This is a genomic window from Psychromonas algicola (genome assembly GCF_004378355.1).
Classification (GTDB): Bacteria; Pseudomonadota; Gammaproteobacteria; order Enterobacterales; family Psychromonadaceae; genus Psychromonas.
In genome coordinates, this window is the sequence record NZ_SNUB01000008.1 from 22265 (window position 1) to 40006 (window position 17742).

Here is a 17742-nt window from a genome sequence, read left to right on the forward strand (position 1 = left end):
TTCGAGGCTAACCTGATCGGTATATAAACTTAATCAATTTTGTACAAGACCCTCTTATGTGGATTAATTAATATAGCTTTTTTTGAAAAGAGGTTTATTGATATGAGTTTATTTATTATTTGGTTAGGTGTGATGTTTCCTTTGGTGTTTAGTCCTGGTCCTGCAAATATCGTATTTGCCGCTTCTGGTGCTAAAGTAGGTATTAAGCGTTCAATTCCTTTGATTGCAGGTGTCGACTGTGTATTTATTATTAAATCCATTGTCATTGGGTATGGTTTAGGTGAGGTTTTACATTCATTACCTATATTAATGAATAGCATGCAGTTATTAGGGGCGCTTTATTTAATCTACCTTGCAATTACATTTATTCGATCGAATAAGGCTAGGTCTGAATCAGAAATTAAAACACTCGGTTTTACAGATGGTCTGATTATTCAGTTACTTAATAGCAAGGGATGGTTAATGGTTTTTTTAATGTTCACTTTATTTAGTGAGCAATCCCTGCAAGTTTTTGGACAAAGTGGTGTTACCGTTTTAATTATTTGGTTGGCATTATTAAATATATCAATGCACTTCGTTTGGGTTTCTATTGGTGAGTTATTAGCGAGAGTGTCGAGTAGCCCTGTTTATGAAAAAGGATTAAATTTCTTTTATGCAGCTTGTTTGTTTTTTGTAAGTCTTTGGTTTATATACGAAAATCCAATGGTAAATATGATGTAATCTTTATTTTACTTTTACTTCACTTAACTTTTTATTTTTTATTGTTGATCATTAAAGCAATTGAAAGTAAATTGACAGGACTTGTTTGTTCTGTTTTTTTTGAGCTGTATAATTGACACCTTTGGTGAAGCTTTATAATGCTCCTATTACAGTTTTTCGGTTAAGTGAAGTTAAATACTTTAACGTAGTTATTTTAACTCCTGCTGTAGCCCTTCATTATTTTATTCCTCGGATTTTATATTTATGTCTCTTGTTTTAATAAAAACTACTCTTGACGGTGCAGTGACAAAAATCGCATTACCCAGTGCTCAAATAATCAATGTAGAAGCAAATGCACACTACACAATTATTGATAGCGTCACAGGAAAAGCACCTGAATCATTGCAAATTGTTAAAGCAAATAATGATTTAGTGATTCAGCAAGGTGCTGAAAATGCGAGTGAGCAGCTAGTTAAAATAGAACAATTCTTTGAGGCAGAAACCGAAGCGAGCTTTGCCGCTGATGGTAGTTCACAATTAGCTAATACCGTTGAAGGAAATTTAATTACTTCTTCTTCATCTGAAGCTTTTGCGCCAAGCATTGCAGGTGAAAGCGGTTTAGTGTGGAAAGGTGCTGCAGCACAAAGTACAGCTTCAGTTGGCGCTAGTTCAGCGAGTGTTATTAGCAATACATTATTATATAGCCTTGCAGGTGGAGCAGCAGGTTTGACAGCGGCAGGTGTTGCTGTTGCAAGCTCTTCTGATTCATCTTCAAGTGACTCATCCTCAAGTGATTCAACAGCAGATACTACAGCTCCTAGTGTTATGATTAGCGATGACACAACAGGGACCGCAACGGGTGATGTGACATATACCTTCACTTTCTCAGAAGAGGTGACTGGGTTTACTGTGGATGATGTTGTCATTACAGGTGGAACGGCGGGCACATTAACCTCATCCGATAACATCACTTACACTTTAGTCGTGACGCCTGATCCTGATAGCACAACGGATATTACGGTGGATGTGGCGGCTGATGTGGCAACTGATCTGGCTGGTAATGGCAACACAGTAGCCATTACGAATACACAAACGGTTGATACCATAATTCCAAGTGTGGTTATCACTGATGATACAACAGGCACGGCAACAGGTGATGTGACCTACACCTTTACTTTTTCAGAAGAGGTGACTGGGTTTACTGCGGGTGACATTGTTATTACAGGTGGCACAGCGGGCACATTAACCTCATCCGATAACATCACTTACACTTTAGTCGTGACGCCTGAATCTGATAGCACAACGGATATTACGGTTGATGTAGCGGCCGATATGGCAACTGATCTGGCTGGTAATGGCAACACAGTCGCGATAACTAACACTCAAACGGTTAATACATTCAATCCTGCTATTGTGATTACTAATGACACAACAGGGGCCGCAGCGGGTGATGTGACCTACACCTTCACTTTCTCAGAAGAAATGATGGGCTTTACCATCGATGACATCGTTATTACAGGTGGCACAGCAGGCTCATTATCCACATCCGATAACATCACTTACACTTTAGTCGTGACGCCTGATCCTGATAGCACAACGGATATTACGGTGGATGTGGCGGCCGATGTCGCTACGGATGCCGCAGGCAATGGCAACACAGCAGCCATTACAAATACTCAAGCGGTTGATACACAAGCGCCTACGGCAATCGTAACCGAAACAGCGAGCGGTAACGATGAAGTGGTTATCGGCAATGATGAAAGTGTGTCAGTTCAAAGCTCAGAAGTAGGCACTGGCTATCTTGTTCATTCGAGTGTCACAGTTACTGATGTGGCGAGCATCACAAACTCAGATGACAGCCTTTGGAGCAGTGTTGAGATCACCGCAGCCGATACCGATACTGAGTTATCCGCAATAGGGCTAGATTATGGAGAATACACATTCTACAGCGTTGATGAAGCAGGTAACTTAAGTGATGCTTCTGATGAGCCTGTTTATGTCGCAGATACCTCTATCGTTGTGTTTGATTTAGCTGGTGGTAACAGTAGCAGTCATTCGGATCGAACTTTTGATGCGAATGTGGATTACACCATCTACCTAGTGATTGATTCCAGCGCAAGTAATCTTGGCAATAGTGAATGGAGTTCTGAGCTTTGGGAAGGCGCATCTAATTTAGATTCAGGCGATACCATTGTCTTTGTTGGCAGTAATGGGAGCCCTGAATTTGGAAATATTGATATTGATTACGCATCACGTACTTCAAATGGAGCGAGTTTATTTTTTGTTTTAAATTCTACTGGTGTTCCGCGTAGTAATACTACTGCTAGTCAATATTTCCGGTTATATGCTAATGGTTCACTTTCAGCACTAACCCCTAATGGGGATTATCTAAGTAATCAGAATTTATGGACTGGGACGTGGTATTTAACGAATGGCAGTTTAGGTAATGCCATCCCTAGTGGCATCCTGACATCCCAAGGTTTAGCGTAGCGCTTTATTTAAAACTCATTGAGCTTTATGCCTGATAGGCATGAGGCTTTTTGTCTTTATAGGATTATATAAAATGGCATTAGTATTAATTAAAACAACACTTGATGGTGTGGTGACTGAAATAGCACTACCCAGTGCTCAAGCGATCAGTGTAGAAGCAAATGCGCACTATACCGTTATTGATAGTGCGACAGGTCAAGCGCCGGCATTGGATGTCCTTAAAGTGGGCAACAATCTTGTACTTCAAGAAGCGTCAGGTGCAGAAGCCGCTAGTACTAGCCAACCTCTTATTGAGATTGAGCAGTTTTTTGTGGAAGGAGCGGATGCCAGTTTTGCTGCAGACGGCAGTGCGTTAGCACAAGCGACGGAAGCGAGCTTGATTACTTCTTCAACGCCAGCGTCTGCATTTGTTGCGGCAGATGGCAGTGCTTTGGTGTGGCAAGCATCCAGCTCGTTTGCTTCCGGTGGTGCGGCCGCTGGTAGCAACGTTTTATTGTATTCTCTTGCTGGCGGTGCAGCGGTATTAGGTGGCGTCGCCTTGGCTGGCGCTTCTGATGATTCAAGCAGTTCCACTCCAGATACGACCGCTCCAAGTGTTGTTATTACTGATGATACCGCTGGTACGGCAATTGGTGATGTGACCTACACCTTTACTTTTTCAGAAGAAGTGATTGGGTTTACTGTCAGTGACATTGTTATTACAGGTGGCACAGCAGGAACATTATCCACATCCGATGATATTACTTACACTTTAGTGGTGACGCCTGAATCTGATAGCACAACGGATATTACGGTGGATGTAGCGGCCGATGTGGCAACCGATCTGGCTGGTAATGGCAACACAGTCGCCATTACCAATACACAAGCGGTTGATACTATTGTGCCGACAGCAAGCGTAACCGAAACGATGAGCGGTAACGATGAAGTGGTTATCGGCAATGATGAAAGTGTGTCAGTTCAAAGCTCAGACGTAGGTACTGGCTATCTTGTTCATTCGAGCGTCACAGTTACTGATGTGGCGAGCATCACAAACTCAGATGACAGCCTTTGGAACAGTGTTGATATCACCGTAGCCGATACCGATACTGAATTATCCGCAACAGGGCTAGATTATGGAGAATACACATTCTACAGCGTTGATGAAGCAGGTAATTTGAGTGACGCTTCTGATGAGTCGGTTTATGTTGCAGATACGTCTATTGTTGTGTTTGATCTAGGTAGCAGTAACAGTAGCAGTCATTCAGATCGAACCTTTGATGCGAATGTGGATTACACTATTTATATTGTCGTAGATTCTAGGGCGGATAACTTAAGCAGTTTACTTACTGAGGAATGGAGTGGTGCGAATAATTTAGATTCATCCGATACCATCGTCTTTGTTGGCCTTGATAGTGGCCCTAACTTAGGAGGCGTTTCACTAACGTATCTATCGGCGACTAATCCGAACATTCTCTTGAATACCACAGGACAAAGGCAACACTTTCAATTGACTCCAGGCGGAGTTCTCAGTGCCAGCGTAAGACCTAATGATGTGGCATCTCAACCTTCAAGTACTCTTGTGAATATAAGTAGCCAAGATTTATGGAATGGCCAATATGCTTCTATAGAGGTTACTCTGGGGAGTGCTTTTTTGGGTAGCGGTGTTGCTCTGGGCTACGCCATCCCTAGTGGCATCCTGACATCCCAAGGTTTAGCGTAATATTATGACTCATTTAATAACGCCTACTGCATTGCGACATCATGTTGACTTATTGCAGTTTGATGAACTAAAAGCAAGTGCTCAATATGCCTTAGAATTGGATGATGAACAGTATTTTTCTTGGCCATTGTTGGCGCTTGCTTGCGCGCACTTAGGCGAAAGAGAGGCTGCTGAATCGGCTTGTTTAGAGGCAGAGAAATACCTAAAAGCAGGGAAGTTAGACACGGATGCACAAGTGGATTTGGCTGGCGTGTATTGCTTGTTTTTACGCGTTGATGATGCGATCAGTCTTCTAGAAGCTGCCTTATTGGCTGAAGCTGAACATGGTTTAGCGCTAGCACGGCTTGCTTGGTGCAAACTTTTCATAAATGAGCGAGAACAAGCGCGTAGTTTGTATGAGAAATCTGCCTCATTGAACCCTGAACGTCTGCCTATTTGGAGTGGCTTGTCACGTGTTTGTCTTGAGTTAAAAGACGATCAAGCCGCGCAAGACTCTTTAGATAAAGGTATTGCGCAATTTCGAGCGATCTTTCACGAGCTGTCGGAGCAAACGGCGCAACAATTCACAGAGCAATTTCGTGTATTGCAGTTAGAAATTTGGGTAAATAGTCATAATCTTGCGAATGCAGAAGAATGGTTAGAACAACGTAAAGCATCGCTAGAAGAAAAAGACTGGTCTAAATTAGCCATTCATTATTCAAAATTATTGGCAGGGCAAGGCTTACATGATGCTGCGGAAGAAATGTTGAAAAGAGGATTGAAACACTATCCTCAGAACATCGAAATGATGACTTCATTCGCGGAATTGGCTCACTTACTTGGACGCATTCCTCAAACGGTAAAACTGTACAAGCGTGTCATTGCGTGCGCCAATAAACAGGATTTACCAACAGCTCATTACTGGCTTCAGTTATCTTCAACTTTGTTGCATACCAACTCAGAGTGGGCTCGTAAAGCAACAGAGAAAGCGACTCGCTTAATTGAATATATGCAAGAGAGTGATGACCTATCGATTCATCAAATTAAACTTTTGGAACTACAAGCCAAAAATGCTTTGGCACAGGTAGAAAGCCAAGAGCAACACTTTGATAAAGCCAGAGCATTGTTTGAGAGCATATTAGCCGAACATGCGTATTATCTACCGGCGCTTCAAGGTTTAGGCAATATGGAAATGCAACAAGGGAATATTGAACAAGCGATTTCTTTGTTTGAACGCGTAAAAAAAATTGACCCTGTAAAAGGCCATTCTTCTTTAATCAGTGCGCGCCAATTTCCGGATGATGAAGTGACGTTAACGCGCTTAGAAAAGCTTGCCAGACAAAGCAGTATGGAAGGCGTTGTGCGATCTGGTTTGTTGTTACAGCTTGCTAGTGCTTGGGAGAAACGCAAGGTTTATGACAAAGCGTTTGAATTAGCTTTTGATGCCAACGAATCCAGTAAAAACCTACTTAAATATGATCCTGTTGAACACAGGAATAAATGTGCAAGAGTTCGTTATGCTTTCTCAAAATCCTTATATGAACATCGTCCTAATTATAATGTAACGTCGAGTTTACCTGTTTTTGTACTCGGTATGCCGCGTTCTGGCACAACGTTAGTTGAGCAAATATTGGCTGGGCACAGTGACATCTTTGGTGCTGGAGAATTGGGTGTGATCCCGAGTCGCATTCAAGGATTAAATCGTTGGGAACGCCATGTTGGGTCTGGTCGACAATACCCTGATTGTGTTGATGATCTTAGTCTTCAAGTACGTGAAGGCATTGCCAATGGTATCTTAGATGAACTAAAGGAATTAGCGGAAGACGACAAGCCGAACGCTCGCCATGTTGTTGATAAACTCCCACACAACTTTGAAAATGTCGGCTTCATAAAGTTCTTTTTTCCTAATGCCAAAATTATTTCTGTACGACGTGATCCTAGAGACATTGCTTTATCGAATTACTTCACCGATTATCAAGCCAAACACGGTGGAATGGGCTTTGCTTATGACATGATGCATATTGGTGAGCAGTTGGCGGATCACAATATGATGATGCATCATTGGCATAATGTGTTTCCTGGCGAAATCTTAGAAATAAATTATGAAGATGTGGTATCTGATACGGAAGGTTCTGCTAAAAAAATGCTCGACTACATTGGCGTCGATTGGGAACCTGAAGTGCTGAACTTTAATGAACTCGACCGAACAGTAAAAACCGCAAGTGTTTGGCAAGTTCGACAGCCTATTTATAAAACGGCAATGGCAAAATGGAAACGTTATGAGGCGTATTTGGCGCCTTTGATTAAAGGCACTAATGCCAAAATAAAAACCACACCGATTACCGACATGATCAGCCTACCTGAAGCGGGTTTGTTGCAAGCAGGTGTCGCCTTTTATAAGGAAAAACAGCTCGATAAAGCAGAGTATGAGTTGAAAAAATTGCTTCATCATATTCCTGAACATGCAGCCGCGAATGCGGTATTAAGTCTCATTTATGTGCAAAAGGGGCATTTAGCGGATGCAACACCTCTCTTAGAAAGAAGTGTGTCAGTTTGTCCATGGAACCAAAACTGGAGCCAAGATTTGGCTCAGCTATATCGGTTACAAGGCGACTTAGATAAAGCTAAAACGGTTAAACTAGGTAAAGAAATGCTCGAAGTTGAAAGTGAAATAACAGAGCTTCATGATGGATTTGAACAATTAACGAGTTTAACTAATGAACTTTAATTTTATGTCTTCACTTAATAAGTATAGCGTTGCATTTAAGGCGACTTGTCGTATGAGTTTATTAGGAACATTCCTTTTATTTAATACGCCTGTTTCAGCTATATCAAACAATCTTTCTGTAATGAATAAAATTTATAGCTTACCTGAACTATTAACAGCTGTTATTAGAAATAATCCTGCGATGCATGGTAAACAATCTGAAATTGAAGAAAAAAAACATTTAAAAGATAGTGCAAAAGCAAGTCGTTATCCCAGTGCTAGTATTAAAACAGGTTATGTTAATAGTAATTATGATGATGTAAACACAAAAGAGGCTATTCTTAATTTAGAAATCAAACAACCATTATGGGCGTTTGGTCGAATAGATAATAATATTGCATATGCTGAGATGGATGTTGTGGTCGGTCAAGCTGATTTAATCAGGATATCTCGTGAATTATTAGATCAAACTGTTGTTGCTTTTACAGAGCTTGAAAATATGAAACAGCAACAAGCTATCCTAACCAATAGTGTCGCTGCTTTACAAAGCCTTTCAGAGCAAATCCAACGTCGTTACGAGGGAAGAGTCGCTTCTAAGGCGGATGTGGATTTAGCATTTTTGCGTTTAATTCAAGCTCGAACTCAAAAAAACAATATAGACGGCAATGTTTTATTAGCAATAACTGAATTAGCAGCATTAACACAATTACCTATTAACGATATAGCCAGTTTACCTGTTGATTTTATTTCATTGCCTCGCGATGACAAGGATATTATTACATTAGCGCTAAGTAATAGTGCTGAAATTGCACATAAAGCCCGTTTATTAAATTTAGCTCAGGCAAATACGGCCAGAGAGCGATCATCAATTATGCCAACAGTTTATGCACAAGCGAGCAAACAAATTGATGATTTTAGTTCAAGCAATGGTGAGCAAATCGGCATTACCATTGAGGCCTCTCTTGATGGTTTAGGTTTCGCTTATGTTGGGGCCTCTAATGCAGCTAAATCAAGAGAACTTTCAAGTCAGGAAGCTGTTGAAGTCGCTCGTACTGAAGTTATTAGACAGGTCAATAGCTTAATTCACAGCCGAAAAACACAAGGTGATATGGTGAGTGTTATTGATCAATCTATCGGTTCCTTTGAAACAATTTTGGCGTCATATATTCGACAATATGAAGCAGGTAAAAAGACTTGGTTAGATGTACTAAATATTCAGCGTGAAATGACTTCTGCTCAATTAGAACTAGTTGATGTAAGAACTCAGTGGTATAGATCTTCATTAAAATTAATGGTGTTAGTTGGCGCGTTAGATGTTGTTAATGAAAGGGAATATCAATAAATGCGAGAAGTAGAGAAAGGTATGCAATTAAATTCAACCTTGATTACTAAACTTTTGAGCCTTTTAGGCCGTGATGTTGAAGAATGCATATTGAAGCAAGCTTGTGAAAAAACAACTAAAAATTTACCTAAAGTGCGTCCTGTTGAATGGTTGCAGAGTGCGTTAATTTCTGCGGATATAAAAGATGTAAAAGTCATTCAAGTTGGCTGGCGTCGATTTGATCAGCGCCTTTTGCCTGCGTTAATACATTATCAAGAAAAATGGATGATTGCTCAGCGAGAAGAGGCGGGTAATATTTCATTAACAGATGCCAATGGAGAACTTAATTTAGTTTCAGAAGAGGCATTACACGATTCTGTCGTATTGCTTTGCCGAGTGGCGGCAAAAAAAAAGCAAAGTCATTTTAAATTTAAAGATAACAAAGCCGCAGCATTAGTGTGGCGAGAAATGTTTAGTGAGTCAGCATGGGTCTGGAAAGTTGCAGTCGCAACTATTATTATCAATGTGCTCGCAGTAGCGACTTCACTTTTTGCTTTGCAAGTTTATGACAGAGTTGTACCAACACAAGCTTACGCAACGTTAACTACATTAGTTGTCGGTATGTTGCTTATCATTTCACTGGATTGGTCATTAAAAACAATAAGGGCGCGTATTGTTGATAGTATGGCTGCAGCCGTAGATAAAAAAACTTCCCAACACTTATTTGATCATCTCTTACATTTACAATTAGATCTTCAGCCCCGAAGTTTAGGGTCATTAGCTGCTCAAGTTAATGGATTAACTGCTGTTCGACAGTTTTTGTCATCTGCTCTTATTTTGTCATTAATTGATTTACCTTTTGCTTTAATGTTTATTGGTTTTATTGCAGTGATTGGTGGCCAAATTGGCTTTGTATACTTAGCGTTGTTACCGATAGCCATTTTACTTGGTTATGTCACACAACGTCGATTACGTGGTTTGATGTATGAGCAATTAATGCGAGAAAATGAACGCCAAGGAATTTTAGTCGATGCAATTCGTGGTGCCGAATCTATTAGAGCAAACAATGCTGGTTGGCGGTTTTCTCAACAATGGCAAGAAATTAATCAATCTATTAGTCGTTATAACGTGCAACAAAAAGCGATTAGTAATTTTTCATCAGTGACAACTACAAGCTTATCGACTATTGCCTATGTTAGTGCATTGGTCGTTGGTGTTTTTTTAATTGGTGGTGGTCATTTAACCATGGGAGCATTGATTGCTTGTAGCATTTTAGGTGGACGAGTGATTGCTCCCATAGCACAAGGTGTTCAGCATTTGTCTCAATGGCAAAGTGCCTCACAAGCCTTAAATATGGCTAATAATGTGTTGATGCTCAACAAAGAGCGTAATGATCAGCAACATTTACTTTCACCCGAAGAGCTTCCTGAAACGTTAGAAGTAGAAGGTCTACGTTTTGCTTATCCTGAATCGCCCATTCAACAGGTTAATATTCCTAAGTTATCTTTTAAATCAGGCGATAGAGTTTTATTATTAGGCGCAGTGGGTTGTGGTAAGTCATCTTTATTGAAAATACTTGCTGGGCTTCATCGTCCGAGCGAAGGACGTGTTAAATTAGGTATGGCCGATTTATGGGAAATGGAACCTCAAACAGTGTCTTCCCATTTAAGTTATTTGCCTCAATCAGTGCATTTATTTAAGGGAACATTAAGAAGTAACCTTGCTCTTTCTGGTACATCAACAGACTCTCGTTTGTTAAAAATAACTCATGATTTAGGCATCGATGCCATTGCTGCAACTAGCCCTATGGGAATGGAACTGCCTATTAGTGAAGGTGGTGTTGGCCTTTCTGGTGGTCAGCAACAACTTGTTGCTTTGGCTCGTATGGTTATCAATCAACCTCGAATTTGGATTCTGGATGAGCCTACAGCTTCATTAGATGTGGATAGTGAAGCGAAGGTCTGGCAAGTACTAAAGGATAATGTACAGCCCGATGATATTGTTATTGTTGCAACTCACAAACCGAAGCATGCATTGGCTTGGGTAAATCGTGTTGTTGTGATGAATGAAGGTACTGTCTTAAAAGATGGTAAACCTGAAAATGTCTTGCCGCAGATGCAAACTCGCTTTCAAAATAAACCTATTCAACAATCATCATCAATATCAGGCAGAAAATTCCCTGATGTTATATAAAAATAGAAAGGAAAAATTAGGTGAATGAAGCCAAAGTAAATCGATTAGAGAACTATTACCGAGAAGGTAAAGGTATTCTCTTGATTGTATTATTAGCATCATTAGTTAGCTTTTATTTTTGGGCTACATCATTTCGCATTGATGAAGTTGCTAAAGCGACTGGAGAGATTATTTCAAGTAGCCGAGTGCAGATTATTCAAGCTGTTGATGGTGGGGTTATTTCAGAGCTGAACGTGAAAGAAGGTGATTTGGTTAAAGCTGGCGATATACTTGCTCGTTTAGATACTACTCGTATTCAAGCCTCCGTATCAGAAGTTGAAGCTAAGCTATTTGCAGTTAAAGCGCGAGCAATACGTTTACGTGCTGAAGTGGTTGGGGAAGATGATATCTTTTTTCCGATTGAATTCGATGAAAAATTTAAAGAAACTGCAATTGTAGAAAAAGCGCTATTTAAACAACGCCGCAAAGGTTTTCTGGCGGGTTCTAGCACTTTAAGTCATGCTGTTAATTTAGCAAAAGAAGAACTTGAAATACTAAATAAACTATTTAAAGAAGGTGATGTAAGCGCATTAGAGCGATTGCATGCAAAACGATCTCTGAATGAAGCTGAAGCTAAATTAATTAATTATAAAAATCAGTTCTTAGAAGATGCGCGTATTGACCTTGCTAAAGCGGAAGATGATATTGCACAGAATCAACAAATTTTTAATCGCAGAGATCAGGAAAAACAAGATAGCATTTTCGTTGCTTTAGTACCTGGTGTAGTTAAAAATGTTCGAGTTACTACCGTTGGTGGCGTACTAAGTGCAGGTGAAGAGATTATGCAAATCGTGCCACTTGATGATGAGTTAATTGTTGAGACCAAGGTTTTACCTGCGGATATTGCTCAAGTACATAAAGAACAAAGTGCCACTATTCGTTTTGATGCATACGATTATACGATTTATGGTGTTGTAAAAGGTAAGGTAATTTATGTTAGTGCTGATACATTGAAAGAAGAAACTAGCAATGGTACTGAAATTTATTATCGTGTACATGTTTCTCCAGATGCCTTTCCTGTTGTAACTAGCGCAGGGCATTCAATCACCGTATTACCAGGAATGACTGCGCAGGTTGATATTCGTTCCGGCGATAGAACTTTAATGGATTATTTACTAAAACCATTACGTAAAACTTTATTTGAATCCTTTAATGAGCGTTAAGTAAAATTTGTGAATCTTAGATACTCATATTAGAAGCTAATCAATAATTGATTGTTTTTTTTGATGTTAAAGAGCAACATTGGTTAATAAATATTGAAATATACTTCAATAGCTTGAGTTTTAACTTCATTGGTTAAAGGATTATTGTGATTTCAAAATTACCTCGTTGGATCGAATTCGGCTCTTTTGTACTTGCTTTAATTGCAGGTTTTGTAAATGCAATTGGTTTATTAGGCTTTAACCATCAATCTATTTCTCACCTTTCAGGCACCGCGACTTTAATTGGTACTTCTATCGTTAATGCTTTATTTACAGACGTTCTGCATCTTTCTATGGTATTACTCAGTTTTATTATTGGTGCGACTATTTCTGGATTCTTTTTACGTAGTGGTGCATTAAAGCTAGGCCGTAATTACAGCCGTCTTTTAATGTTAGAAGCATGCTTTCTATTGATCGCTATTTGCTTTTTAACTAAAGACTCTTTTTATGGGCATTACTTTGCTTCTGCTGCCTGTGGTTTACAAAATGCATTGGTAACCACATTTAGTGGCGCTGTTATTCGTACAACGCACGTAACAGGTATTTTTACAGACTTAGGTTTGATGGTTGGTGCAAAATTAAGAGGAGAGGCGTTTGATAAGCGCAAAGCTCTACTTTTTATTTTAATTATCAATGGCTTTATTTTTGGTGGTATTTTTGGGGCATTTGCTTTCAATGCATTTAAATTTGAAGCTTTATTTATGCCTGCTGTGGGCTGCTTGCTATTAGCAATGTCTTATTCTATTTACAATGCTAAAACACAACATGACCAATAAATATAACATAAGGAGTAAGCATTGCAGGTCGTCGAATTAACAGCACAACAAACAATACCAATTCGTCATAAAGTATTGTGGCCAAATGAGTTACCTGAATATTGTATGTTAAAGGGAGATGATAAAGCACTTCATTTTGGCGTAACTATTAATAATAAATTGGTCTCTGTTGCTTCAATTTATATGGATAACGATCCATCTTCTGCTCGATTAAGAAAATTTGCCACGTTAGCGGAATTTCAAGGTAAGGGAATTGGCTCGCATTTATTGAATCATATTATTCAAATATTAAGTAAATGCGGCGTTACTTATTTTTGGTTTGATGCAAGATCTTCTGCTGTCAATTTTTATCAAGGTTTAGGTTTCCAAATTTCTGGAGAGCTATTTTATAAAAATAAAGTTTCATATTATAAAATGCACGCCAATCTCTAACTTCGATATTTATCAACAGTACAGATTAATGTTAATTTAATCACTATTTTATGAGCTCCAGCTATTTTAAATCATTAAGTTTTTTATTATGAATTGCTTGAAATTCATACAAAACATAAGCAATTGTAAATTTTTTGTTAACTTAATCACTAATTATTTGCTAACAAGCTCGTTTGAATATAAATTCAACATTCCTACAGAATTTAGAGAATGAATATGAAAAAACCACAACGTGATATTACGCTTAGATTTTTAGCAGAGACACAAGATGTCAATTTTGGCGGTAAAGTGCACGGTGGTGCTGTAATGAAATGGATCGATTTGGCGGCTTATGCATGCGCAGCTGGATGGAGTGGTCGTTATTGTGTGACGGCTTATGCTGGTGGCATTCGTTTTATTGCACCTATCCATGTTGGTAGCCTTGTTGAAGTTGATGCGAAAGTGATTTACACGGGCAATTCATCAATGCACATTGCTTTAGAAGTGAATGCTTGTGACCCGAAATCATTGAATCGTCGTTTAACAACCAACTGTATTGTGATCATGGTTGCGGTTGATCAAAATGGTCAATCGGAGCAAGTTCCTCAATGGATTCCAGAGTCTGAAGCCGATATTAAGCAAAATGAAACTGCAAAGAAATTAATGGATATGCGTAAAAAAATTGGTGAAGAAATGAGAATATTTGCCGATTAACTTAGTTAAGAGGTTTCTATTTTCTCTAAATAGAAACCTCTTAACTATCAATATAGTTTGCCTGAAAGTTAAATAACCGTTAAACCTTCTTTTTCTAGCATTTCGATTAAAGATATCAGTGGTAATCCAATTAAACTATTTGGGTCTTTACCTTCAAATTGACTAAATAAGCTAATACCAAATCCTTCACTTTTAAAACTACCTGCACAATTATAAGGTTGTTCTTTATTGAGATAATTAGTGATCATTTCGTCTGATAAGTCTCTAAAGTACACATCAAAGGGCTCTACTAAAGATTGAACTTGACCTGTTTTACTATTCACTAATGCTAGCCCTGTGTAAAAAGTAACATGCTGGCCACTGGCTGCTTTTAGTTGTTTAAATGCATTATCAAAATTGCCCGGTTTACCAAGAATTTTTCCATTATTTAAACAAACTTGGTCTGAGCCTATAATTAAGGCATTAGGAAAGTCGCCAGTTACCGCTTGTGCTTTCGCAATGGCTAATCTCTCCACTAATTGAATTGCGGTTTCATTAGGTAACTCATCTTCAATAACTTGTGGGTTAGCTGTGGAAAACTCTAAGTGAAGTTTTTCTAGCAATTGCTTTCTAAAGGGGGAAGTCGATGCTAGTACTAGCGTTTGTGACATAATGGACCTTAGTTAAGTATAAAAATAAGTTTATTTTAGGTGTTGTGAAAGAATAAAGCGATAACTGAATAAAAACTTAATAAAAATAGCGCTTTTTCTTTGACTAACTTGCACTCTATCTATATTATTCGCGACCATGCAAAAGGTTAAATTACCGATTAGCGTTGATTCTGTTCGCGCTGCTAATAATAGATTAGAGATTGAAGCCAGTCTCGATAAATCTTTATTAAGCAGATTAAGAGAATCAACAAACAGTATTCACTCTGATATCGATACTTATTTTGCTTTTGATGTTGACCAGCAAAAGCTGAGAATATTCAAAGGCAAAGCAAGTGTCGCAGTAGAACTCACTTGTCAACGGTGCAATGAGCCTATGACTTATCAATGTGAAGCTGAATTTACGTATTGTCCCGTTCAAAATAAAGAACAGGAAAATAATTTACCAGACGTTTATGAACCCATTTATTACGATGAAAATGGGGAGGTAAATCTTCATCAAATCGTTGAAGACGAGCTTTTATTAACGCTTCCTCAAATTGCTAAACATGCAATTGAAGAGTGTAAATATGGCAACTACGAAAGTAGCTTCGGTGAAATTGAAGAAGAACAAGAACGTCCTAACCCATTTGATGCTCTAGCTCAGCTAAAGCTCAAGTAACAAGCAGGAACTTTAACAATGGCAGTACAAAAAAGTCGTAAGACTCCTTCAAAACGCGGTATGCGTCGTTCACATGATGCACTAAGTGCACCTACTTTAACTGTTGATAGCACTTCTGGTGAAACTCACCGTCGTCATCACGTTACTGCTGACGGCTTCTACAAAGGCAAAAAAGTCATCGAAAAGTAAGTATTACTTTGCGTAACTTTACTATTGCGCTTGATGCCATGGGGGGAGATTTTGGCCCCCATATTTCTCTATCTGCAAGTTTTCAATCCCTACAAAAACATCCTGAACTGTTACTTTCTATTGTTGGTGATGGTAAGCAAATACTTCCTTTATTAAAAAAATATCAGCTATTAGAACATCCTAGAGTGACATTTGTTCATGCTCCTGAAACTATTTCCATGGAAGATGACCCGATTTCGGTATTAAGACATCGCACAGAATCTTCAATGTATGTGGCATTAAAATTAGTTGCAAATGGTGAAGCTGACGCTTGTGTGAGTAGTGGTAATACAGGTGCATTGATGCTGTTAGCTAAACACACCTTAAAAACATTGAAAGGAATTTCTCGTCCTGCATTAGTCTCTGCTTGGCCTAATAATAATGGCGGACACAGTTATTTAATGGATCTAGGTGCGAATTTACAATGTGATTGTAATGCGCTATTTAATTTTGCTGTGATGGGGAGTGTACTTTGCGAAAAAGTAGAGCAAATAAATTCACCGCTCGTTGCTTTACTCAATGTCGGACGCGAAACCAATAAAGGCAGTGGCACAATAAAAAACTGTGCCAATTTACTATCTAAAACTGATTATGTTAACTACATCGGCTACATCGAAGCAAATGAATTGTTTGATGGCCGTGCAGATGTCATAGTAACTGATGGATTTAGTGGAAATATTGCACTGAAAAGTTATGAAGGGATGGGGCGAGTATTTTTAACACAACTAAAACAAGCCATGAATGCAACATGGTATACTCGACTTCTGGGTAAGTTATTGAATCCAGTAATAAAAAACCAATTAAAACATTTGCATCCAGATCTGTATAATGGCGCGAGTTTGATAGGATTGCGTGGAATCGTTGTTAAAAGCCATGGTGGTGCAAATGTTGAAGCATTTACCTATGCAATTGAACAAGCCATTAAAGAAATTCAATGGCAGATACCAGCTTGTATTAATGCAAGATTGGAGTCTGTCTTAGTAGAGCGAGATTGTTTATCACATGAATAGTAAAATTATAGGTACGGGTAGTTATTTACCAACAGCAGTACGCACTAACCAAGATTTAGAGAATATGGTTGATACAAGTGATGAATGGATCACCGTTCGTACGGGTATTAAAGAGCGTCGTATCGCTAATAAGCAAGAAACAATTGCTTATATGGGTAAAGAAGCGGGCGAAAAAGCATTGCAAGCGGCAGGCTTAACAGCGAATGATTTAGACTTAATCATTGTCGCAACAACAAGTAATCATAATGCTTTTCCTTCTGCTGCTTGTGAAGTGCAAAACTTATTAGGTATTTACGATATTCCTGCGTTTGATGTGTCAGCCGCTTGTGCTGGCTTTACTTACGCACTCAGCATCGCTGATAATTTTATTAAAGCTGGAAGCAATAAAAACATTTTAGTTATTGGTGCTGATGCATTAGCTAATACTTGTGATCCTGAAGATCGAAGCACAATTATCTTATTCGGTGATGGTGCTGCAGCAGTTGTTGTTACTGCAACAGAAGAGCCTGGTATCTTATCCACGCATATTAATGCTGATGGTCGTTTTGGTGATCTGCTTAAACTACCTAATGCTGAACGTGGAAATGTAGACTCATTGAGTGAGTCGTATTTATCTATGGCCGGTAACGAAGTTTTTAAAGTTGCTGTTAAAAAGTTAAGCCAGGTTGTTGTTGATACGCTAGCGGCTAATAATGTAGATAAAGAAAAGCTAGATTGGTTGGTTCCACATCAAGCTAATCAACGCATTATTGCAGCGACGGCTAAAAAATTAGGTATGTCCATGGAGCAAGTGATTTTAACGTTGGATAAACATGGCAATACTTCAGCGGCTTCTGTACCACTTGCACTTGATGAAGGTGTACGCAGTGGCAAAATTAAACCGGGCCAATTAGTGCTATTAGAAGCATTTGGTGGTGGGTTCACTTGGGGCAGCGCTCTGGTAATAATGTAATTTATTACCATCGA

The 17742-nt window shown here is 38.9% G+C and carries 15 protein-coding genes; 14 read left to right on the top strand and 1 reads right to left on the bottom strand.

The annotated features are described in order from the left end of the window. Positions 1 to 102: 102 nt before the first annotated feature. The 10 genes from E2R67_RS05765 (at position 103) to E2R67_RS05810 (ending at position 14230) form a co-directional block, all read left to right on the top strand. A complete protein-coding gene (locus tag E2R67_RS05765) occupies positions 103 to 720 on the top strand; it encodes a LysE family translocator (RefSeq protein WP_134289977.1) in 618 nt (205 codons plus the stop codon). 243 nt (positions 721 to 963) lie between these two features. Then, positions 964 to 3189, top strand: a complete 2226-nt coding sequence (locus E2R67_RS05770) for an Ig-like domain-containing protein (protein ID WP_134289978.1) — start codon at positions 964 to 966, stop codon at positions 3187 to 3189. 73 nt (positions 3190 to 3262) lie between these two features. After that, on the top strand, positions 3263 to 4888 hold the full coding sequence (locus E2R67_RS05775; protein WP_134289979.1) for an Ig-like domain-containing protein: 1626 nt from the start codon (positions 3263 to 3265) through the stop codon (positions 4886 to 4888). A 4-nt stretch (positions 4889 to 4892) separates the two neighbouring features. Continuing rightward, positions 4893 to 7595 (top strand): tetratricopeptide repeat-containing sulfotransferase family protein, encoded by a 2703-nt coding sequence (locus E2R67_RS05780; protein ID WP_134289980.1) that lies wholly within the window; start codon positions 4893 to 4895, stop codon positions 7593 to 7595. A 52-nt stretch (positions 7596 to 7647) separates the two neighbouring features. Further along, positions 7648 to 8916 carry a TolC family protein gene (locus E2R67_RS05785; RefSeq protein ID WP_166739325.1) on the top strand — a complete coding sequence of 423 codons (1269 nt, stop codon included), beginning with the start codon at positions 7648 to 7650 and terminating at the stop codon, positions 8914 to 8916. Then, a complete protein-coding gene (locus E2R67_RS05790) occupies positions 8917 to 11088 on the top strand; it encodes an ATP-binding cassette domain-containing protein (protein WP_134289982.1) in 2172 nt (723 codons plus the stop codon). A gap of 20 nt (positions 11089 to 11108) precedes the next feature. Next, positions 11109 to 12290 (top strand): beta-barrel domain-containing protein, encoded by a 1182-nt coding sequence (locus E2R67_RS05795; RefSeq protein ID WP_134289983.1) that lies wholly within the window; start codon positions 11109 to 11111, stop codon positions 12288 to 12290. A 146-nt stretch (positions 12291 to 12436) separates the two neighbouring features. Further along, entirely contained in the window at positions 12437 to 13105 is a 669-nt protein-coding gene (locus E2R67_RS05800; RefSeq protein WP_134289984.1) for a YoaK family protein, read from the top strand. Between the two features lie 21 nt (positions 13106 to 13126). Then, positions 13127 to 13537 (top strand): GNAT family N-acetyltransferase, encoded by a 411-nt coding sequence (locus tag E2R67_RS05805; RefSeq protein WP_134289985.1) that lies wholly within the window; start codon positions 13127 to 13129, stop codon positions 13535 to 13537. Positions 13538 to 13753: 216 nt separating this feature from the next. Beyond that, positions 13754 to 14230: an acyl-CoA thioesterase gene (locus tag E2R67_RS05810; RefSeq protein WP_134289986.1), complete on the top strand. Its 477-nt coding sequence runs from the start codon at positions 13754 to 13756 to the stop codon at positions 14228 to 14230. Positions 14231 to 14298: 68 nt separating this feature from the next. On the opposite strand, the gene E2R67_RS05815 is transcribed toward E2R67_RS05810, so the two are convergent. Then, positions 14299 to 14880 carry a Maf family protein gene (locus tag E2R67_RS05815; RefSeq protein ID WP_134289987.1) on the bottom strand — a complete coding sequence of 194 codons (582 nt, stop codon included), beginning with the start codon at positions 14878 to 14880 and terminating at the stop codon, positions 14299 to 14301. 136 nt (positions 14881 to 15016) lie between these two features. Here E2R67_RS05815 and yceD point away from each other — a divergent pair, with 136 nt between their 5' ends. Genes yceD through E2R67_RS05835 form a run of 4 tightly spaced genes read left to right on the top strand, consistent with a single transcriptional unit; the run spans position 15017 to position 17728 of the window. After that, positions 15017 to 15538: a 23S rRNA accumulation protein YceD gene (gene yceD, locus E2R67_RS05820; protein WP_134289988.1), complete on the top strand. Its 522-nt coding sequence runs from the start codon at positions 15017 to 15019 to the stop codon at positions 15536 to 15538. 18 nt (positions 15539 to 15556) lie between these two features. After that, entirely contained in the window at positions 15557 to 15727 is a 171-nt protein-coding gene (gene rpmF, locus E2R67_RS05825) for a 50S ribosomal protein L32 (RefSeq protein WP_025562454.1), read from the top strand. Positions 15728 to 15735: 8 nt separating this feature from the next. Continuing rightward, positions 15736 to 16776: a phosphate acyltransferase PlsX gene (gene plsX, locus E2R67_RS05830; protein ID WP_134289989.1), complete on the top strand. Its 1041-nt coding sequence runs from the start codon at positions 15736 to 15738 to the stop codon at positions 16774 to 16776. Further along, on the top strand, positions 16769 to 17728 hold the full coding sequence (locus tag E2R67_RS05835) for a beta-ketoacyl-ACP synthase III (protein WP_134289990.1): 960 nt from the start codon (positions 16769 to 16771) through the stop codon (positions 17726 to 17728). The genes plsX and E2R67_RS05835 overlap by 8 nt, the downstream gene beginning before the upstream one ends. Positions 17729 to 17742 lie beyond the last annotated feature (14 nt).